The organism is Jiangella alkaliphila (assembly GCF_900105925.1).
In the GTDB taxonomy this organism is placed as follows: domain Bacteria; phylum Actinomycetota; class Actinomycetes; order Jiangellales; family Jiangellaceae; genus Jiangella; species Jiangella alkaliphila.
The window spans coordinates 1,562,736-1,579,098 of record NZ_LT629791.1 but is presented as its reverse complement, the minus strand read 5'-3'; the positions used below and the strand labels follow the sequence as shown (position 1 = coordinate 1,579,098).

The window sequence follows — 16,363 nt, the reverse complement described above, 5'->3', positions numbered from 1 at the left end:
GCCGTGACAGACCATGATCCGGATTCCGCGGCCGCCTTTTTCGGTGGTGAGCTGGCGCGGGCGCGTCACCGTGCCGGTCTGACCCAAGAACAGTTGGCGGAAAAGCTCAACTACTCGCGCGGAGCCGTCGCTAATGTGGAAACTGCGCAGCGGCCTCCGCAGCGAGAGTTTGCGGAACGATGCGATGAGATCCTGGGAACCGACGGCCTCCTCGTCCGTGCATGGAAGATGGTGAGCCGCGAGTCGGTGCCCGCGAAGTATCGAGGGTTCATCGAGGAGGAAGAACGGGCCAAGTCGATCCACACGTACGAACAGACCTTTCCGCCCGGACTCCTGCAGACACAGGCGTATGCACGTGAGCTCCTGGCGGGCGTCAGGATGGCCTATGACAACCACGTCGACACACAGGTCGAAGCCCGGATTCGACGGCAAGAGATCTTGCGCCGCGATGATCCACCGAGGCTCCGAGCGGTGATCGACGAGGCCGCGCTCCGCCGCATGATCGGCGGACCGGACGTCATGAGAGATCAACTCCAGCACCTGCTCAAAATGGCCGAGATGCGGCATATCACCATTCAGGTGATGCCATTCGTCGCGGGAGCACATGCCGCGCTGAACGGACAAATGACGATCTTCGACCGCCTGAACGGGCAGCCGGTGTTGTACTACGAGGGCCCCACCGGGGGTCACCTCATGACGGACAGCGGAGTCGTGGGCGATGCCGTGGACCGGATGGATGTGCTCCGGGCCCAGGCGTTGTCACCAGATGAATCGGCGGATCTGATCCGCCAAGTCATGGAGGAATTATGAGCGAGGTGTCGGAGCTGGCCGGCGCCGTGTGGCGCAAGTCCAGCTACAGCAACGGCGACGGTGGACAGTGCGTCGAGATCACGCCGCTGTCGAACGGTGGCATGGCAGTGCGCGACAGCAAGAATCCCAACGGTGGAATTCTCAAGTTCACCGCTGGTGAGTGGTCGGCATTCGTGATGGGCGCGAAGGCCGGCGAGTTCGACTGAAGCCGAAGAACCTCCGACCGCCCCCGCAGCCGACCGGCCGCGGGGGCGGTCTTACGATGCGGGCATGACCGCCGGATCCGCACCCGGCCGCGGGTCGTCCGGCCGGCTCCGGGTCATGGCCGTCGCGCCGCTCACCCCGGCGATGCTCCGGCTGACCGTCCAGGTCGAGGAGCCGCACCTGCCGCTGGACCCGTCCTGCCCGAACCAGGTACTGCGGCTGTCGCCGCCGGCTGGTGGCGCGGACGCGCTCAGCGGAGCGCGGCCGGCCAGCCGCACGTACACGATCCGCCGCGCCGACCCGGCGTCCGGGCTGATCGACCTCGACGTCGTCCTGCACGGCGACGGGCTGTTCGTCCGCTGGGCGCGGGCGGCGGCCCCCGGCGACGCGCTCGACTTCACCGGCCCGCGGCCGCACGCCGTGCCGTCGCCGGCCGCTGACGCCGTGGTCATGGCGACCGACGAGACCGGCCTGCCGGCACTGGCGGCCCTGGCCGAGGCCGCGCCCGCCGGGCTGCCGATGCACGCCGTCGTCGAGGTGGCCGACGCCGGCGAGGAGCTGCCGCTGGAGTCGGCCGCGGACCTGCGGGTCACCTGGCTGCACCGCGACGGCGCCGCGGCCGGGACGACCGGCGCGCTCGAGCGCGCGGTCCGGTCGCTCCCCTGGCCCGGCGGCGCCGTCGACGTGTGGGTGGCCGGCGAGGCGGGCGAGGTGCGCGCCATCCGCCGCTTCGCCTCGATCGAACGCGGCGTCGAGCGCGACCGGCTGCATGCCTTCGGCTACTGGCGCCGCGGCCGCGCCGGCTCCCCTGCCTGATCTAGGGAGGGGGCGGAGGAGGCTGCGCCGGCTCCGCTTCGCGGCGGTGAAGCATGCCGCGTGCGCTCTTGACGCCGGCTCCGCCTCCTCCGCCCCCTCCCTGCCCGCGTCAGGCGGGGCGGACGCTGAGCTTGTCGGCGCCTTCGTCGAGGTCGACGACGACGGTGTCGCCGTCGCGGACCTCGCCGGCGAGGATCTCCTTCGCCAGCTGGTCGCCGATGGCCGTCTGCACCAGCCGGCGCAGCGGCCGGGCGCCGTAGACCGGGTCGTAGCCGGTCAGGGCCAGCCACTCCTTCGCGCTGTCGGTGACCCGCAGCGCCAGGCGCCGGTCGGCCAGCCGCTGGGCCAGCTTCACGACCTGGAGGTCGACGATGCGGGCCAGCTCGCCGGTGCCGAGCGGCTCGAACATCACGATGTCGTCGATGCGGTTGAGGAACTCGGGCTTGAACGCCGCCCGCACGATCTCCATGACGGCGTCGCGCTTGGCCTTCTCGTCCAGCGCCGGGTCGGCGAGGAACACCGAGCCGAGGTTCGACGTCAGGATGAGGATGACGTTGCGGAAGTCGACCGTGCGGCCCTGGCCGTCGGTCATGCGGCCGTCGTCGAGCACCTGCAGCAGGATGTCGAAGACCTCGGGGTGCGCCTTCTCGACCTCGTCGAGCAGCACGACGGAGTACGGGCGGCGGCGGACCGCCTCGGTGAGCTGGCCGCCCTCCTCGTAACCGACGTAGCCGGGCGGGGCGCCGACCAGCCGCGCGACGCTGTGCTTCTCGCTGTACTCGCTCATGTCGATGCGGACCATGGCGCGCTCGTCGTCGAAGAGGAACTCCGCGAGCGCCTTGGCCAGCTCGGTCTTGCCGACCCCGGTCGGGCCGAGGAAGACGAACGAGCCGGTGGGCCGGTCGGGGTCGGAGATGCCGGCGCGGGACCGGCGGACGGCATCGGAGACCGCGGTGACCGCGGTGCGCTGACCGATGACCCGGCTGCCCAGCTCATCCTCCATGCGCAGCAGCTTCTCGGTCTCGCCCTCGAGCAGCCGGCCGGCCGGGATGCCGGTCCAGGCCGCCACGACGTCGGCGACGTCGTCGGGGCCGACCTCCTCCTTGACCATGGTGGTGGTCGCGGCCTGGGCGTCGGCGGCCTCGCTGGCGGCAACGAGCTCCTTCTCCAGCTCGGGGATGCGGCCGTACAGCAGCTCGCTGGCGCCGGCGAGGTCGCCCTCGCGCTGCGAGCGCTCGGCCTGGCCGCGCAGCTCGTCGATCTGCTCCTTGAGCGCGCCGACGCGGTTCAGCCCGGCCTTCTCCTGCTCCCAGCGGGCCTCGAGAGCGCGCAGCTCCTCCTCACGGTCGGCCAGCTCGGCCTGCAGCGACGCGAGCCGCTCGCGCGAGGCGGCGTCGTGCTCCTTGTCGAGGGCCAGCTCCTCCATTTTGAGGCGGTCGACCTGACGGCGCAGCGTGTCGATCTCGACCGGCGAGGAGTCGATCTCCATGCGCAGCCGCGACGCGGCCTCGTCGACGAGGTCGATGGCCTTGTCGGGCAGCTGGCGGCCGGTAATGTAACGGTGCGAGAGCGCGGCGGCGGCGACCAGCGCGGCGTCGGCGATCTGCACCTTGTGGTGCGCCTCGTAGCGCTCGCGCAGCCCGCGCAGGATCGCGATGGTGTCCTCGACGCTGGGCTCGCCGACGTAGACCTGCTGGAAGCGGCGCTCGAGGGCGGCGTCCTTCTCGATGCGCTCGCGGTACTCGTCGAGCGTCGTGGCGCCGACCATGCGCAACTCGCCGCGGGCCAGCATCGGCTTGAGCATGTTGCCGGCGTCCATCGCGGAGTCGCCGGTGGCGCCGGCGCCCACGACGGTGTGCAGCTCGTCGATGAACGTGACGACCTGGCCGTCGCTGGCCTTGATCTCGTCGAGGACGGCCTTCAGCCGCTCCTCGAACTCACCGCGGTACTTCGCGCCGGCCAGCATGGCGCCCATGTCGAGCGACACCAGCCGCTTGCCGCGCAGCGACTCGGGGACGTCGCCGGCCACCATGCGCTGGGCCAGGCCCTCGACGACGGCGGTCTTGCCGACGCCGGGCTCGCCGATGAGGACGGGGTTGTTCTTGGTGCGCCGCGACAGCACCTGGACGACGCGGCGGATCTCGGAGTCGCGCCCGATGACGGGGTCGATCCGGCCCTCGCGGGCCCGCTCGGTGAGGTCGACGCCGTACTTGTTCAGCGCGTCGTAACTGCCCTCGGGGTCGGGGCTGGTGACCCGGGCCGAGCCGCGCACCTCGGCGAACGCCGCGCGCACCTTCTCGGCCGTGACGTCGTGCTTTGCCAGCAGGTCGCGCACCGGCGAAGGCACGTGCGCCAACCCCACCACGAGGTGCTCGGTGGAGACGTACTGGTCGTCGAGCTCGCGGGCCACCTCGCCGGCGTGCGACAGCACGGCGTACGTGGTACGGGCGAGGTTCGGCGACGCGACCGTCGAGCCGGCCGCCTTGGGCAGCCCCTCGAACGCGGCGTCGACGTCGCGCCGGACGGCGGCGAGGTCGGCGCCGGCCGCCTCGAGCAGCGGCCCGGTCAGCCCACCGGACTGGATGAGCAGCGCACGCAGCACGTGCACCGGCTCGACGGCCGGATTGCCCGCGGTCGCGGCGCTGCGCACGGCGACGGACAGCGCCTCCTGAGCCTTGGTGGTGAGCTGGTCGGACATCGATCTCCCCGCTGTTCGGTGTGTTCGGTCTCTTCTGAAGCCAACCGCGACAGAGTTGAGCCTATTCCACTCAACTCTGTGCGGCCAGCCCGAGCACTGGAACAATGACCATGATGTCTCGTCGCCTTCCGGCCGCACTGGCCGCCGCCGCTCTCGCCGCCGCCCTGGCCGGGTGCACCGCGCTAGGCGACCGGTCCGTGCCCCGTTCCGACCTCGAGAGCGCGGTCGAGCAGCTGATGGAGGAGCAGGCCGGCCAGCCGGTCGAGTCCGTCAGCTGCGACGGCGACCTCGCCGGCGAGGTGGACGCGTCGGTGCACTGCACGGCGACGGTCGACGGCGAGCAGGTCGGCCTCACGGTCACCGCCACCGACGTCGACGGCAACGACGTCCGGTACGAGGTGCGCAACGACACCGCAACCCCGACACCGACGCCGACCCCCACCCCGACGCCCACCGGCGGCTGAGCCGCTACCGGTCCGGCCGGCCCGCCATCGCCACCCAGCCGGCGACGTTGGCGCGGACGGCGGTCACGAACAGGCCGGCCGCATCACCGGCGCTGGGCGGCATCATGTCGCCCAGCTCCAGCGACACCAGGCCGTGGACGTTGGCCCACAGCGCGGTGGCGATCGACTCGGGCGGCGGCGAGGCCGGGAACGCTCCGGCCCGGACCGCCCGGCGGACGGCGTCGAGCAGCGGCTCGAAGGTGCTGGCGCCGGCCCGCGCCACCTCGGGCTCGACCTCTGACGGACGGACCTCGTCGCCGAACATGATCAGGTAGCCGTTCGGGTCGGCCAGCGCTCCGTCGCGGTAGGCCAGACCGAGCCGGACGATGTCCTCGACCGGGTCGTCGCTCACCCCGGCCAGCGCCAGCTGCTCGCCGAACCGCGTGAACGCGCGCTGGTAGACCGCCGTCACCAGTCCCGGCTTGCCCCCGAACAGCGAGTACACCGCCGCCGTGGACGTCCGCGCCTGGGTGGCCAGGGCGCGCAGGCTCAGCGACCGGACCCCTGTCGAGGTCACGGTCGCGGCCGCGCTGCTCAGCAGCCGGTCGCGCAGGGCTTCGTCGTGCAGTCGCGGCCTACCCACTTGACGGAGTGTAGCCTAACGTTGTTACATAACAGTGTCAGAAAACTGACCTGGAAGGTCGCCATGCTCGAGCTCAGCTCCGAAGCCACCACCTTGTCGGGCATCCTGCTGCTCACCGCCATCACCGTCGAGACCGGTGGCATATTCCTGATGCGGCTGGCCCGCGGGGACCTGCCGGCCACCCCGTTCCAGCAGTCCTTCGCCCGCGCCGGACACGGACACGCCGGGATGTTCATCACGCTCGGCCTCATCACGGCGGTCCTCACCGACGCCACCACACTCGAGGGAGCGGCCGCCTGGATCGCCCGCGGCGGCGTCCCGGCGGCGGCCATCCTGATGCCGGCCGGGTTCTTCTTCTCGTCCATGGGCAAGGACCGCACCACCCCCAACCGGCTCGTCTGGCTGATCTGGCTGGGCGCGCTGTCCCTGACGGCGGGCCTGGCGACCCTGGGTATCGGCCTATTGACCGCCTGACCGAAGAAGGTCCCGAGAAGAGCGCGTCCGAGCCATTAGATTGACCCGGACGCGCCATTTCGGCCTGCTTTCTCTGCGGCACTCCGCATTACCGCCGAATATCGGCTTCACCTCCCCTTTACCCGACTGTCACGCGGCACATATTGACCTTCGCCGCCACCGATGCTTGGCTTGGATCAGCACGAATCGGTGGAAATCTGGCACTCTCTCGACACCATTTCACGGCGGAGGCGACATGCGGAAGAACGGCCGGCGAGCCCTCGTCATCGGCGGCGGAGTCGGCGGCGCCGCCACCGGCATCGCGTTGCGCCGCGCCGGATACGAGAGCGTCGTCTTCGAGCGTGCGCCGTCGCTGGCGGCCGCCCAGGTCGGCGGCTGCTACGTGCTCTGGTACGCGGGCGTGCTGTCGCTCGGCGACCTCGGCGTCGGCGACGCCGCGGCCAAGATCGGCCACCCGGTCGAGCGGTTCGAGATGTGCGACACCCGCGGCCGCGTGCTCAACGGCCTCGACGTCGGAAAGCGCGGCCGAGCCATCGGCGCGGTGCCCATCGCGCTGCGTCGCACCGACCTCATCGCCGCGCTCCACGACGAGCTGGGCACCGACAGCCTGCGGCTCGGCGCCACACTGTCCAGCGTCGAGCAGGACGGCCGCGGCGTCACCGCGGTCTTCACCGACGGCCACACCGAGCGGGGCGACCTGCTGGTCGGCGCCGACGGCCTGAAGTCGGTGGTCCGCGGCGGGTTGCACCCGAAGGCGGCGCCCCGGCACCCCGGCTACGCCCACTGGTTCGGCATCGCCGACGACGACGGCGGCGCGCCCGACGGCGTCTTCCGCATCCTGCACGGCAAGGGCGCCCGGTTCGCGTTCTTCCACCTCGACGGCGGCAAGGTCTGCTGGTGGTTCGTCCGCAACAGCGCCCAGGGCCCGGCCGGCGACGCACTGGGCGAAGCGGACGCTCTGGCGAGCTTCGTGCGCGACTGGCACCCCACCGCCGCGGCGCTGGTCGAGGCCACGCCGGCCGGCGGCATCCGCCGTCGCGACACCTACGACCAGGCACCGCGGCGGCGCTGGGGCACCGACCGCATCACGACGCTCGGCGACGCCGCGCACGCCATGACGTTCAACCTCGGCCAGGGCGCCGGCGCCTCGCTGACCGACGCCGTGGTGCTGGGCCGGCAACTGGCCGCCGGCGGCGGGCTGCTCGGGGCGCTGCGCGGGTACGAACGCATCCGCCGCGCCCGGACGCTGCTACTGGTGTGGGCGTCGCGTCAGGTGGGCGACTCCGCGTCGTGGGAGAGCCGGTTCGGCTCCGCCGCCAACGCCACCATCCTGCGCACCGTCGGCGCGCTGGTGACGCCCTCGCTGCTGGAACTCGACGCTCGACGGCATCCCGCACTGGCGACGCCGTGACCCTCCGCACGAGCCACCGAACGGAAAGAGAGATGCCATGAGCCCGGAAGAGAACAAGGCTATTGTCGCAAACTATCTCGAGCAGGCCTGGGGTAAAGGAGACTGGGCGGTGGCCGAAGAAGTCGTCGCCGACGACGTCGTCTTCCACGACCAGATCCGCGAAGGCGATCTGCCGGCCGGCCGTGAGGGAATGCGCGAAGCCATGCGGCGCATCAGCACCGGCCTCCCTGATTTCACGATGGACGTTCACGAACTGATTGCCGAGGGCGACTTCGTCGTCATCCGCTGGAGCTCCACGGGAACCCACAACGGCTTCTTCAACGGGTTCCCGGCCACCGGCCGATCGGTCACCCTCGAGTCCATCAGCATCGTGCGCCTGAAGGACGGGCGCATCGTCGAGGGCTGGCAGGAGGCCGACCAGTTCGGTGCCGCCCGCCAGCTCGGCATGCTCCCCAAGGGCAACATGCCCAAGCCCATGGCCTGGCTGGTGGTGAAGGGCATCCGCCTGAAGGACCGGCTCTCCCGGCGCGGGCGCACCGCCTAGCGAAGCTCGGTCCCCGAAACTCCGACACTTGAACCGAGTTTGAGCGGGCTGTGCTTGCCGGGCGGCGTCGCTGTCGCCAGAGCAACAGTGATCCACCCCACCCGACGCAGCGAACTCACACACTGAGGTGGGGATGCCGGAGTGAGTCCGAATGATCATGGCGGGGGTTGTTGTCGCCAGGGCAGCAACTACCGCGCCTTGATCAAGGTTCTCGCGGCTTGCGGCGCAGGACGGCGGGAGACGCGGTGGTCGCCGGCGCCCGCTCCTCACCCTGGTGGGGTGCACCTCACCCGCGTCAGGACCGGATCGAGACCGGGCCGGCGCCCCGATGTGGTCCCGCGGCGGGTCAGGTGCGCTCACGCCGGGTGAGGACCGCCGGGCCTCACCCGCCGAACACCACGCGCCAACCGCCTACCGACCAGTGAGAACTGGACTCATTCATCCAGCCCCCGCCCGGGCCGCGGCGGCCGCTCAGGCGGACGTCGCGGCCCAGACCACCAGCACGAAGCTGACCAGGTACATCCACGAGCGGAACCCCTGGAACCACTCCCACCGCGACCGCGTGCGCTGCCAGGTCTCCGGCGGCGCGTCCGGGTCCCAGCGCAGCGTGGCCAGGTTGATCGGCACGTTCACCAGAACGGTCGACACGATGCCGAGGCCCCACGCCACCGCGGCGGCCACCCGCAGCCACAGCGGGCCGCCCTCGGTCCCGCCGCGTGCCGCGTTGGTGATGGCGAGCACCAGGCTCCCCGTCATCAGCGGCGGCATGACGATGCCGAACGTCCGGAGCAGGCCCTGCTCGACGCGGACGTGGTACTCCGGCGGCAGCCGGCGGATCACCGGGTGCACGAACGCGTACGAGCCGAACTCCGCGGCGGCGGTGAAGCCCACCACCACGATCACGACGAACCCCAGGACGTCCACGCTCACCCCTCTCGGCGGCCGGGTGCGCCGCAGACGAACGTCCGCACCTGTGCGGCCACCCGCTCGGCGTCCTCGACGTGCAGGCCGTGACCCAGGCCGTCCAGCCGGACATGCCCGGCGCCGCGCAGCAGCTTCAACGCGTCGGACACGTCGTCGTCGCCCATGAGCGCGCCGCGCTCGGGATCACCCTGCAGGAGCAGGGTAGGGCAGCGCACCCGCGCCAGCAGTTCGTGCGGGTCGAAGCCGGCCAGCATCCGGCCGTCCCGGAAGGACGCCATGACCTCGGGGTCGAGCTGGTCCAGCGACTTCGCCATGGACCGCAGCGCGATCGGCAGGTCGGCCAGGTAGCCGACCACGAGGCTCGGGTCCAGCCGCTCCGGGAAGATCGCCGAGTCCGCCACGACCAGCGAGTGCACCAAGGACGGGTACGACGCGGCCAGCACGAGACCGACCCAGCCGCCCAGCGAGTGCCCGTAGACCACGACCTGGCCGGACGCCGTCGCCCGGACGAAGCGGGCGGTGTCGGCCGCGAAGTCGCCGGCGCCGTAGTGCTCCGGCGCCCGGCCGGAGCCGCCGTGCCCGCGGAAGTCGGGCGCCAGCTGGTCGACGTCGTCGCGCAGCCGCAGCATCAGGGGCGCGAAGACCTGCCAGCGCGCGCCCAGCCCGTGCAGGTACACGACCGTGGGCCCGGCGCCGGGCAGCCGCCCGTACGCCAGCGCCGGGTCGGCGTCGTCGACCAGGTGCTCGGTCGGACGGACCCGTCCCGTCACGACGCCGGGGCCAGCACGATCGAGACGTGCGTGCCGCCGAGCGACGAGCTGTTGACGAGCACCGGCCCGCGGTACTGCCCGCGCGACCACGCCTCGACGGCGAGCGCCAGGTTCAGCGCTCCGCCGGCGCCGATCGGCTCGCCGATCAGCTTCTTCGGCGCCAGGATCGCCGGGCCCTCGGTACCGGCCGCGTCCCCGAACAGCCGGCGCAGTGCCGCCCGCTCGGCGTCGTCGGCGCGGTCGAGTCCCGCGATCGACGACCAGACGGCTGTCACGTCGGACGGCGCGAGGCCGGCCCGGTCGATCGCGAGGCGCATCGCCCGCTCCAGCCCGCGGCCACCCGGGCTCCAGCGGCCCACGCCGATACCGTCGCCGGCGATGCCGTACCCGAGCACCTCCGCCAGCGGTGCGGCGCCGCGAGCGAGCGCCGCCGACCGCCGTTCGAGCAGCACGGCGATGCCCGCCTCGGCGACCGCGAAGCCGTCCGGGCCGCCGGAGGAGAGGTCGCGATAGCCGTCCACGACCGCGTCGGTCAGCGTGTCGGCGGCGATGGCGAGCATGCCCGCCGCCTGGTCGCGCTTGAGCAGGTCGGCTGCGTACACGACCGCCGCCGCGCCCGCCGCGTGCCCGGTGGTGACGGTCGACGTCGGGCCCAGCGCCCGCACGTGCATCGACACCTGACCGGTGGCCGCGTTGTAGACGGTGTTGGGGAAGACCGCGGGGCTGGCCGCACGCGGCCCGTCCTCGAACAGCGGCCTCGAGAACGCCTCCATCGCCTCCATCGGGCCGATGCCGGTGCCCAGCACCGTCCCGATCGACCCGGCGTTGTCGTCGTCGATGTCCAGACCGGCGGCCTCCAGCGCGAGCCGCGAGGAGATCACCGCGAAAATGCCCAGCCGGTCCATCCGGCGGCGCTGCTTGGCGGTCAGGAACTCGCTGACGTCGACGTCGACGCGGGCGACCCGGGTGTCACGCTCGGGCATGGTGCAGTCGCGCTCGGCGGCCCAGGCGTCCCAGAGCGCCGCCGGGCCGGTGCCGGCCGGGGTGAGCGCGCCGACCCCGGTGACCACGACGCGGTCCGGCCGCGGCACCGGCGCGGTCGAGGCGCGGTTCCTGGTCAGCACGAGTGACGCGTTCGCTCCGCCGAAGGCGAAGTTGTTCGAGAGCGCGACGGAGGTGTCGAGCGGCCGCGACACGTTCGGCACGTAGTCCAGGTCGCACTCGGGGTCGGGCTCGGTGAAGTTCGCCGTCGGCGGCGCCGTCTGCTCCTCCAGCGCCCGGACCGTCACGATCGCCTCGACCGCGCCGGCGGCGCCCAGCAGGTGCCCGATCATCGACTTCGTGCTGCTCACCGCGACCGAGTGGGCCGCCTCGCCGAGCCCGAGCTTGGTCGCCTTGGTCTCGGCCGGGTCGTTCTTCGCCGTGCCGGTGCCGTGGCTGTTCACGTAGCCGACCTCGTCCGCGGCCACGCCGGCGGACCGCAGCGCCGCCTGGATGGCGCGCGACGCGCCGCGGCCGCCGGGGTGCGGCGCCGTGGCGTCGTAGCCGTCGGCGGACAGGCCGTAGCCGGCCACCTCGGCGACCACCGGCAGCCCCAGCTTGCGAGCGAGGTCCTCGCGGACCAGGACGAGCATGCCGCTGCCCTCGCCGAGCGACAGCCCGAGCCGGTCGCGCGAGTACGGCGCCGCGGGCTCCGGCGACAGCGACTCCAACGCGTTGAAGCCGGCCACCAGGACGTCCGACAGCGCGTCGCTGCCGCCGGTGAGCACGGCGTCGGCCTCCCCCCAGCGGATCAGCTCGGCGGCGTAGCCGATGGCGTTGGCGCCGGCGGCGCAGGCCGTGTTCACCGACAGCGCGGGGCCCTTGATGCGGTACCTGCCCGCGAGCGCCTCGGCGATCGCCTGCGGCGGCACGAACATCAGCAGTGCGGGATCGGCCGAGCCGCCGCGCATCCGTTCGAGGTACCAGTGCCGGCCGCTGATCAGCCCGGCGTTGCAGCTGCCGACGACGACGCCCCACCGGTCCGACGGGACGTCGTCGGTGCCGAGTCCGCTGGCCGACATCGCCTCCTCGGCCGCGACGAGCGCGAACTCCACGGCGCGGTCGCGGTAGCCGTTCGGGTAGCCGGTCCGGCCGCGCGGCCGGTGCTCGTCCTGCACCTCGCCGGCGAGGCCGGTGCGGAAGCCCTCCATCGACATGTGGCGGACCGGCCCGATGGCGACCCGGCCCTTCTCCGCGCCCTGCCACAGGTCGCTGGCGGTCGGGCCCTGGGAGGTGATGGCGCCGACGCTCACGACGGCGACCCGGGCCGGCTGCTGCTGCGATGCGATCGTCACGATGCTCTCCTCGTACGTGTGGTCACTTCACGGCTGCCGGGTTCTACGGCGCGGCCCGCAGCGCGAGCGCGACGTTCTGCCCTTCCAGCCCGCGGCTGAGCGCCAGCGCGTGCCCGACCGGCAGGTTGCGGGCTTCGCGCGGCACCCAGTCGATGCCCTCGCAGGCCGGGTCGACGTCGGTGAGGTTCAGGGTCGGCGGGACGGTGGCGTGGTGGCAGGTGAGCGCCGCGACGGCGACGTTGAGCGGGCCGGCCCCGGCGACCAGGTTCCCGGTGGCCGGCTTCACGCTGCTGGCCGCGATCGTGCCCGCGGCCGGCCCGAGCGCCGCCCGCAGCGCCGCGGCCTCGCCCGCGTCGCCGGTCGCCGTGGCCGCGCCGTCGGCGGCCACGTAGTCGACGTCGGCCGGGTCGACGCCGGCCTCGTCGAGGGCGGCTCGGATGGCGTGCGCGAGGCCGCGCCCGTCGCGCGCCGGCATCCCGACGGCGCCCGCGTCGAACCCGGAACCGAACCCGGTGACCTCGGCGTAGACGGTGGCGCCCCGGCTGCGGGCCGCGTCCAGGTCCTCGAGGACGACGAAGGCCGCGCCCTCGCCGGTGACGGCGCCGTCGTGACCGCGGTCGAAGGGGCGGAAGGCCCCGGCGCCCAGGTCGTTGCTGGCGGTCAGGACGCCCAGCGGGTCCAGCTTCGTCATGCTCCACCACGACGTCGGGTCGTCGAACCCGCCGGCGACGGCCACCGTCGCCTCGCCCCGGCGCACAGCGCGGAACGCCCGGCCGACGGCGGTGGCGCCGGCGTCACCGGTGCCGGCGAAGTAAGTGTTGGTGCCACGCAGCCCGTGCGCCTGCGAGATGTAGAACAGGGCCGCGGCCTGCAACCCTTCGACGTAGAAGAGCGGGTAGAACTGCGCGGCGCCCTCGGTGCCCATCCGCCGCAGGTCGGCCGTGCCGTCGTCGTTGCGGGCCAGCAGGACGGCGTCGAGCACCTTCGACGGCTCGGAGATCTCCTTGTTGCCGCCGATGAACAGCCCGAGCCGGTCCGGGTCGAGCGGCCCGTCCTCGCCCAGCTCGAGACCGGCGTCGCGGACCGCGAGCGCGGCTCCGGCGACGGCCAGCTGGTCGTTGCGGGTCATGTTGCGCAGCGCCCGCCGCTGCTTCACGTACGGCGTCGGGTCGAAGCCGGCGATCTCGGCGCCGAGCCGCGAGTCCAGCGACGCGGCGTCGAAGCCGCGCAGGTGGTCGACGGCGCTCTTGCCGGCCACCAGCGCCTGCCAGGTCTCGTCGGTCCCGGTGCCCAGAGCGGTGACCAGGCCGATTCCGGTGACGGCTACTCGGCGCACGGCACACCTCCGTCGACGCGGTCCAGCAGCAGCCGGCGCACCGTCGTGACGCGGGTGGCGTCGACGCCGGCCTCGGCCTTGCAGACGGCGAGGCCGTCGTCGTGCTCGGTCAGCTCGACGCTGAGCCGGAGCACGTCGCCGGGCCGGACGAAGTGCCGGAAGCGGACGCCACCGGCGCCGGACAGCCGCCAGGTCGCCTGGGTCGTGTCGCGCAACAGCAGCTCCGCGAGCGCGCCGAGGGTGCCCAGGATGAGCACGCCGGGCAGCACCGGGAACCGAGGGAAGTGGCTGTCGAAGAGGTCCAGCGTGCTCGGCACGTTGCGGATCGCCTCGGCCCGGCGCCCGGGTTCGACGCCGACCACGCGGTCCAGGGTCATCAGAGCAGATGTCATGACGTGGTCAGCTCCTGCACGATCAAGCAGGCGTTGGTGCCGCCGAAGGCGAAGGCGTTGACCATCGCCGTGCCGGTGTCCACCGCCGCGGACGTGTTGGGGACGTAGTCGAGGTCGAGCTTCGGGTCCGGATGGTCGAGGTTGATGGTGGGTGGCGCGACCTTCTCGCGCAGCACGCCGAGGGCGCCGATCAGCCCGACGCCGGCGGCGGCCGCGGTGAGGTGTCCGACCATCGACTTCGCCGAGCTGATGGCGACCTTCGGCGCGTGCGCGCCGAACACGTCCTTGATCGCCCGGGTCTCGCAGATGTCGTTGCCGGGCGTCGAGGTGCCGTGTGCGGCGATGTAACCGACCTGCTCCGGCGCGAGACCGGCGTCGTCGAGCGCCTGGACCATGGCGAGGGTGACGCCGCCGCCGTCCGGTGGCGGGTCGGTCATCCGGTAGGCGTTCATCGTGGCCGCATAGCCGACGATCTCGGCGTGGATGGTCGCGCCGCGCGCCCGGGCCGCCTCGTAGTCCTCGAGCACGACCATGACCGCGCCCTCGCCGAGCACGAAGCCGGACCGGTCGGCGCTGAACGGGCGCGAGGCCTGCTCGGGCCGGTCCGCGTGGTCGGTGGTCAGCGCGCCGAGCAGCGAGAAGCCCAGCACGTCGAGCCAGGAGATGAGCGAGTCGTAGCCGCCGGCGACCATCATGTCCGCGTCGCCCTCCTGGATCCGCCGGTACGCCTCGCCGATGGCGTGACCAGAAGCGGTGCACGCCGTCGACACACCCACGACGGGGCCCTCGCAGCCGGCCAGCCTGGCGATCGCCGCGGCCGGCACGTTCTGGTCGCGTTCCCAGACGTTCTCCGGCGGCTGCCGGTAGAGCGGCATGGAGCCCTTGATGCGGTGGAAGATCTCGGCCAGCTCGGCCAGCGACGGCCGGCCGGACGTGGCGCCCACACTGACCCCACGCAGGTGCGCCGGGTAGGTCTCGTCGTCGATCGCCGCGTCGGTCAGCGCCTCGGCGGCCGCCGCGACGCCGAACGCGCCCGGGCGCGAGAGGTGCCGGCGCAGCTCCGGGTCGGGGATCCGCTGCTCGGGGTCGAAGTCCTTCACCATGCCGGCGATGCGAACCGGGAACGTCGAGGCGTCGAACGTGGTGATCGGGCCGACCCCGCTGCGGCCGGCCCGCAGCGCCGACCACGTGGACGGCGCGTCGTTGCCGACCGGCGTCACCGCGCCGACGCCGGTGATGACGACCCGGCGGTCCAGCGGCCTCATGCGCGGGTCAGCTGGCGCAGCAGGCGCTCGCTGTCCTCGGGTGCCTCGAGATCGTCGGCGTCGATCAGCGCGCACATGATGTCGGCGGCGTCGACCACGGGCTTGCCGTCGACGCTGGCGGTTCCGGACAGCACCGCCGTCTCGTCGTTCATCGCCTCGACGATGCCCTCGACGACCACGACGTCGCCGGGACGCGCGTCGCCGACGAAGCGCACGTCGCCGATCTGCAACAGCGCGGCCCGCTTCCGCCGCTCCGTCGAGAGCATGATCAGCCAGGTGCCGGCCTGGCAGATGGCCTCCAGCAACAGCGGCGGCGCCAGCACCGGGCCGTCCCCGTGGTCCTCCAGGGCCGGCTCGTCCCCGGAGACGACCTTGCGCCCGCGCACGCTGCGGCGCGGCTCGTACTCGTCGATGCGGTCGATCAGGTGGAAACGCACGCCTGGTCCCTTCTCTCGGTCCGGCTCACGACCACGGCCTGCGCCATGGCCAGGCCGGCGGTGTGGGTCAGCGAGACCTCGACCTCGCTGACGCCGCGCTCGCGCGCCCGGGCGGCGACCGCGCCGTCGAGCCGCACGGTCGGCCGGCCGAGCGGGGTGTTCACGATCTCGACGTCGGTCCACCGCATCCGCTGCCCGAGCCCGGTGCCGAACGCCTTCAGCACCGCCTCCTTGGCGGCGAACCGGGCCGCGAGGTGCTCGACGCGTCGCCGCTTGCCCTCGCAGTAGGCCTGTTCGGCGACGGTGAACAGCTCGTCCGCCGCGCCCGGGTTCGCGCCGAGCAGCCGTTCCAGCCGCTCGACGTCGACCAGGTCGACACCGACGCGGACCCGGCAGTGCGCCGCGGGCCGGCCGGCGAACTCAGGCGGAGACTGCCGCGGCACGGGCCGCCACCAGGTCGGTCAGGTTCTGCACGGTGAAGTAGCTCATGACCTTCTCCGGCTGCAGCTTGCCGTCGAGGTCCATGCCGGCGATCTGCGGCATGACCTTCTTCAGTTGCTCCATGCCGACCGGCGTGATGACGTCGTTCGCCTCGTCGCCGAACTCCTCGTCCGGGATGCCGCCCTGGACGTGGTGGGAGAGGTCCGCGGCCTGGATCTTCACGCCGGTGGACCGCTCCAGCCGGAACAGGATGTCGAGCAGGTCGATCGACTCCGCGCCCAGCTCGTCCAGCAGCGTGGCGTCGGGCGTCACCTCGTCCTCGTCGAGACCGAGGGCCTCGGCGACCGCCGGGCGGACCGCCAGGAAGATCTCTTCGTTCGTCACGTTCGGCTCCTTCGTGTGTGGTGCGTGGTGGGGTG

18 protein-coding genes are annotated in these 16,363 nt (G+C 72.5%); 7 read left to right on the top strand and 11 right to left on the bottom strand.

Annotated features, from left to right (window positions below; genetic code table 11):
• Positions 1 to 3 precede the first annotated feature (3 nt).
• From BLV05_RS07325 to BLV05_RS07315, 3 genes are all read left to right on the top strand, one after another.
• On the top strand, positions 4 to 810 hold the full coding sequence (locus BLV05_RS07325) for a helix-turn-helix domain-containing protein (protein WP_046767854.1): 807 nt from the start codon (positions 4 to 6) through the stop codon (positions 808 to 810).
• Positions 807 to 1,016, top strand: a complete 210-nt coding sequence (locus BLV05_RS07320; protein ID WP_046767853.1) for a DUF397 domain-containing protein — start codon at positions 807 to 809, stop codon at positions 1,014 to 1,016. Before BLV05_RS07325 ends, BLV05_RS07320 begins: the two co-directional genes overlap by 4 nt.
• A 64-nt stretch (positions 1,017 to 1,080) precedes the next feature.
• A complete protein-coding gene (locus BLV05_RS07315) occupies positions 1,081 to 1,830 on the top strand; it encodes a siderophore-interacting protein (RefSeq protein WP_046767852.1) in 750 nt (249 codons plus the stop codon).
• Between the two features lie 109 nt (positions 1,831 to 1,939).
• Here BLV05_RS07315 and clpB read toward each other — a convergent pair whose 3' ends face one another.
• Entirely contained in the window at positions 1,940 to 4,528 is a 2,589-nt protein-coding gene (clpB, locus tag BLV05_RS07310) for an ATP-dependent chaperone ClpB (RefSeq protein ID WP_046767851.1), read from the bottom strand.
• A gap of 113 nt (positions 4,529 to 4,641) precedes the next feature.
• Here clpB and BLV05_RS07305 point away from each other — a divergent pair, with 113 nt between their 5' ends.
• The gene (locus tag BLV05_RS07305) at positions 4,642 to 4,992 is read left to right on the top strand and encodes a DUF4333 domain-containing protein (protein ID WP_160312725.1); all 351 of its coding nucleotides are present in this window, start codon (positions 4,642 to 4,644) and stop codon (positions 4,990 to 4,992) included.
• A 4-nt stretch (positions 4,993 to 4,996) separates the two neighbouring features.
• Here BLV05_RS07305 and BLV05_RS07300 read toward each other — a convergent pair whose 3' ends face one another.
• Positions 4,997 to 5,614, bottom strand: coding sequence for a TetR/AcrR family transcriptional regulator (locus tag BLV05_RS07300; RefSeq protein WP_046767850.1), 618 nt, complete (start codon positions 5,612 to 5,614; stop codon positions 4,997 to 4,999).
• Between the two features lie 63 nt (positions 5,615 to 5,677).
• On the opposite strand from BLV05_RS07300, the gene BLV05_RS07295 reads away from it, so the two are divergent.
• The 3 genes from BLV05_RS07295 to BLV05_RS07285 all read left to right on the top strand — a co-directional run bounded on the left by BLV05_RS07295 (position 5,678) and on the right by BLV05_RS07285 (position 8,043).
• The gene (locus BLV05_RS07295) at positions 5,678 to 6,088 is read left to right on the top strand and encodes a hypothetical protein (protein ID WP_046767849.1); all 411 of its coding nucleotides are present in this window, start codon (positions 5,678 to 5,680) and stop codon (positions 6,086 to 6,088) included.
• A 235-nt stretch (positions 6,089 to 6,323) separates the two neighbouring features.
• Positions 6,324 to 7,499: an FAD-dependent monooxygenase gene (locus BLV05_RS07290; RefSeq protein WP_052762298.1), complete on the top strand. Its 1,176-nt coding sequence runs from the start codon at positions 6,324 to 6,326 to the stop codon at positions 7,497 to 7,499.
• 37 nt (positions 7,500 to 7,536) lie between these two features.
• Positions 7,537 to 8,043: an ester cyclase gene (locus tag BLV05_RS07285; RefSeq protein WP_082155076.1), complete on the top strand. Its 507-nt coding sequence runs from the start codon at positions 7,537 to 7,539 to the stop codon at positions 8,041 to 8,043.
• A gap of 471 nt (positions 8,044 to 8,514) precedes the next feature.
• On the opposite strand, the gene BLV05_RS07280 is transcribed toward BLV05_RS07285, so the two are convergent.
• The 9 genes from BLV05_RS07280 to BLV05_RS07240 are packed head-to-tail and all read right to left on the bottom strand — an operon-like array spanning position 8,515 to position 16,328.
• The gene (locus BLV05_RS07280) at positions 8,515 to 8,967 is read right to left on the bottom strand and encodes a DUF1772 domain-containing protein (RefSeq protein WP_046767981.1); all 453 of its coding nucleotides are present in this window, start codon (positions 8,965 to 8,967) and stop codon (positions 8,515 to 8,517) included.
• 2 nt (positions 8,968 to 8,969) lie between these two features.
• Positions 8,970 to 9,737, bottom strand: a complete 768-nt coding sequence (locus BLV05_RS07275; RefSeq protein WP_052762295.1) for an alpha/beta fold hydrolase — start codon at positions 9,735 to 9,737, stop codon at positions 8,970 to 8,972.
• The gene (locus tag BLV05_RS07270) at positions 9,734 to 12,073 is read right to left on the bottom strand and encodes a beta-ketoacyl-[acyl-carrier-protein] synthase family protein (protein ID WP_197683565.1); all 2,340 of its coding nucleotides are present in this window, start codon (positions 12,071 to 12,073) and stop codon (positions 9,734 to 9,736) included. The genes BLV05_RS07275 and BLV05_RS07270 overlap by 4 nt, the downstream gene beginning before the upstream one ends.
• 43 nt (positions 12,074 to 12,116) lie before the next feature.
• Positions 12,117 to 13,409, bottom strand: a complete 1,293-nt coding sequence (locus tag BLV05_RS07265; protein ID WP_046767847.1) for a beta-ketoacyl-[acyl-carrier-protein] synthase family protein — start codon at positions 13,407 to 13,409, stop codon at positions 12,117 to 12,119.
• Positions 13,397 to 13,801 carry a 3-hydroxyacyl-ACP dehydratase FabZ family protein gene (locus tag BLV05_RS07260; RefSeq protein WP_046767846.1) on the bottom strand — a complete coding sequence of 135 codons (405 nt, stop codon included), beginning with the start codon at positions 13,799 to 13,801 and terminating at the stop codon, positions 13,397 to 13,399. The genes BLV05_RS07265 and BLV05_RS07260 overlap by 13 nt, the downstream gene beginning before the upstream one ends.
• On the bottom strand, positions 13,798 to 15,066 hold the full coding sequence (locus BLV05_RS07255) for a beta-ketoacyl-[acyl-carrier-protein] synthase family protein (protein ID WP_046767845.1): 1,269 nt from the start codon (positions 15,064 to 15,066) through the stop codon (positions 13,798 to 13,800). The genes BLV05_RS07260 and BLV05_RS07255 overlap by 4 nt, the downstream gene beginning before the upstream one ends.
• Positions 15,063 to 15,503 carry a hotdog family protein gene (locus BLV05_RS07250; RefSeq protein WP_046767844.1) on the bottom strand — a complete coding sequence of 147 codons (441 nt, stop codon included), beginning with the start codon at positions 15,501 to 15,503 and terminating at the stop codon, positions 15,063 to 15,065. The genes BLV05_RS07255 and BLV05_RS07250 overlap by 4 nt, the downstream gene beginning before the upstream one ends.
• The gene (locus tag BLV05_RS07245) at positions 15,488 to 15,946 is read right to left on the bottom strand and encodes a holo-ACP synthase (protein WP_046767843.1); all 459 of its coding nucleotides are present in this window, start codon (positions 15,944 to 15,946) and stop codon (positions 15,488 to 15,490) included. The genes BLV05_RS07250 and BLV05_RS07245 overlap by 16 nt, the downstream gene beginning before the upstream one ends.
• Positions 15,924 to 16,328 carry an acyl carrier protein gene (locus BLV05_RS07240; protein WP_046767842.1) on the bottom strand — a complete coding sequence of 135 codons (405 nt, stop codon included), beginning with the start codon at positions 16,326 to 16,328 and terminating at the stop codon, positions 15,924 to 15,926. Before BLV05_RS07240 ends, BLV05_RS07245 begins: the two co-directional genes overlap by 23 nt.
• Between the last annotated feature and the right edge of the window lie 35 nt (positions 16,329 to 16,363).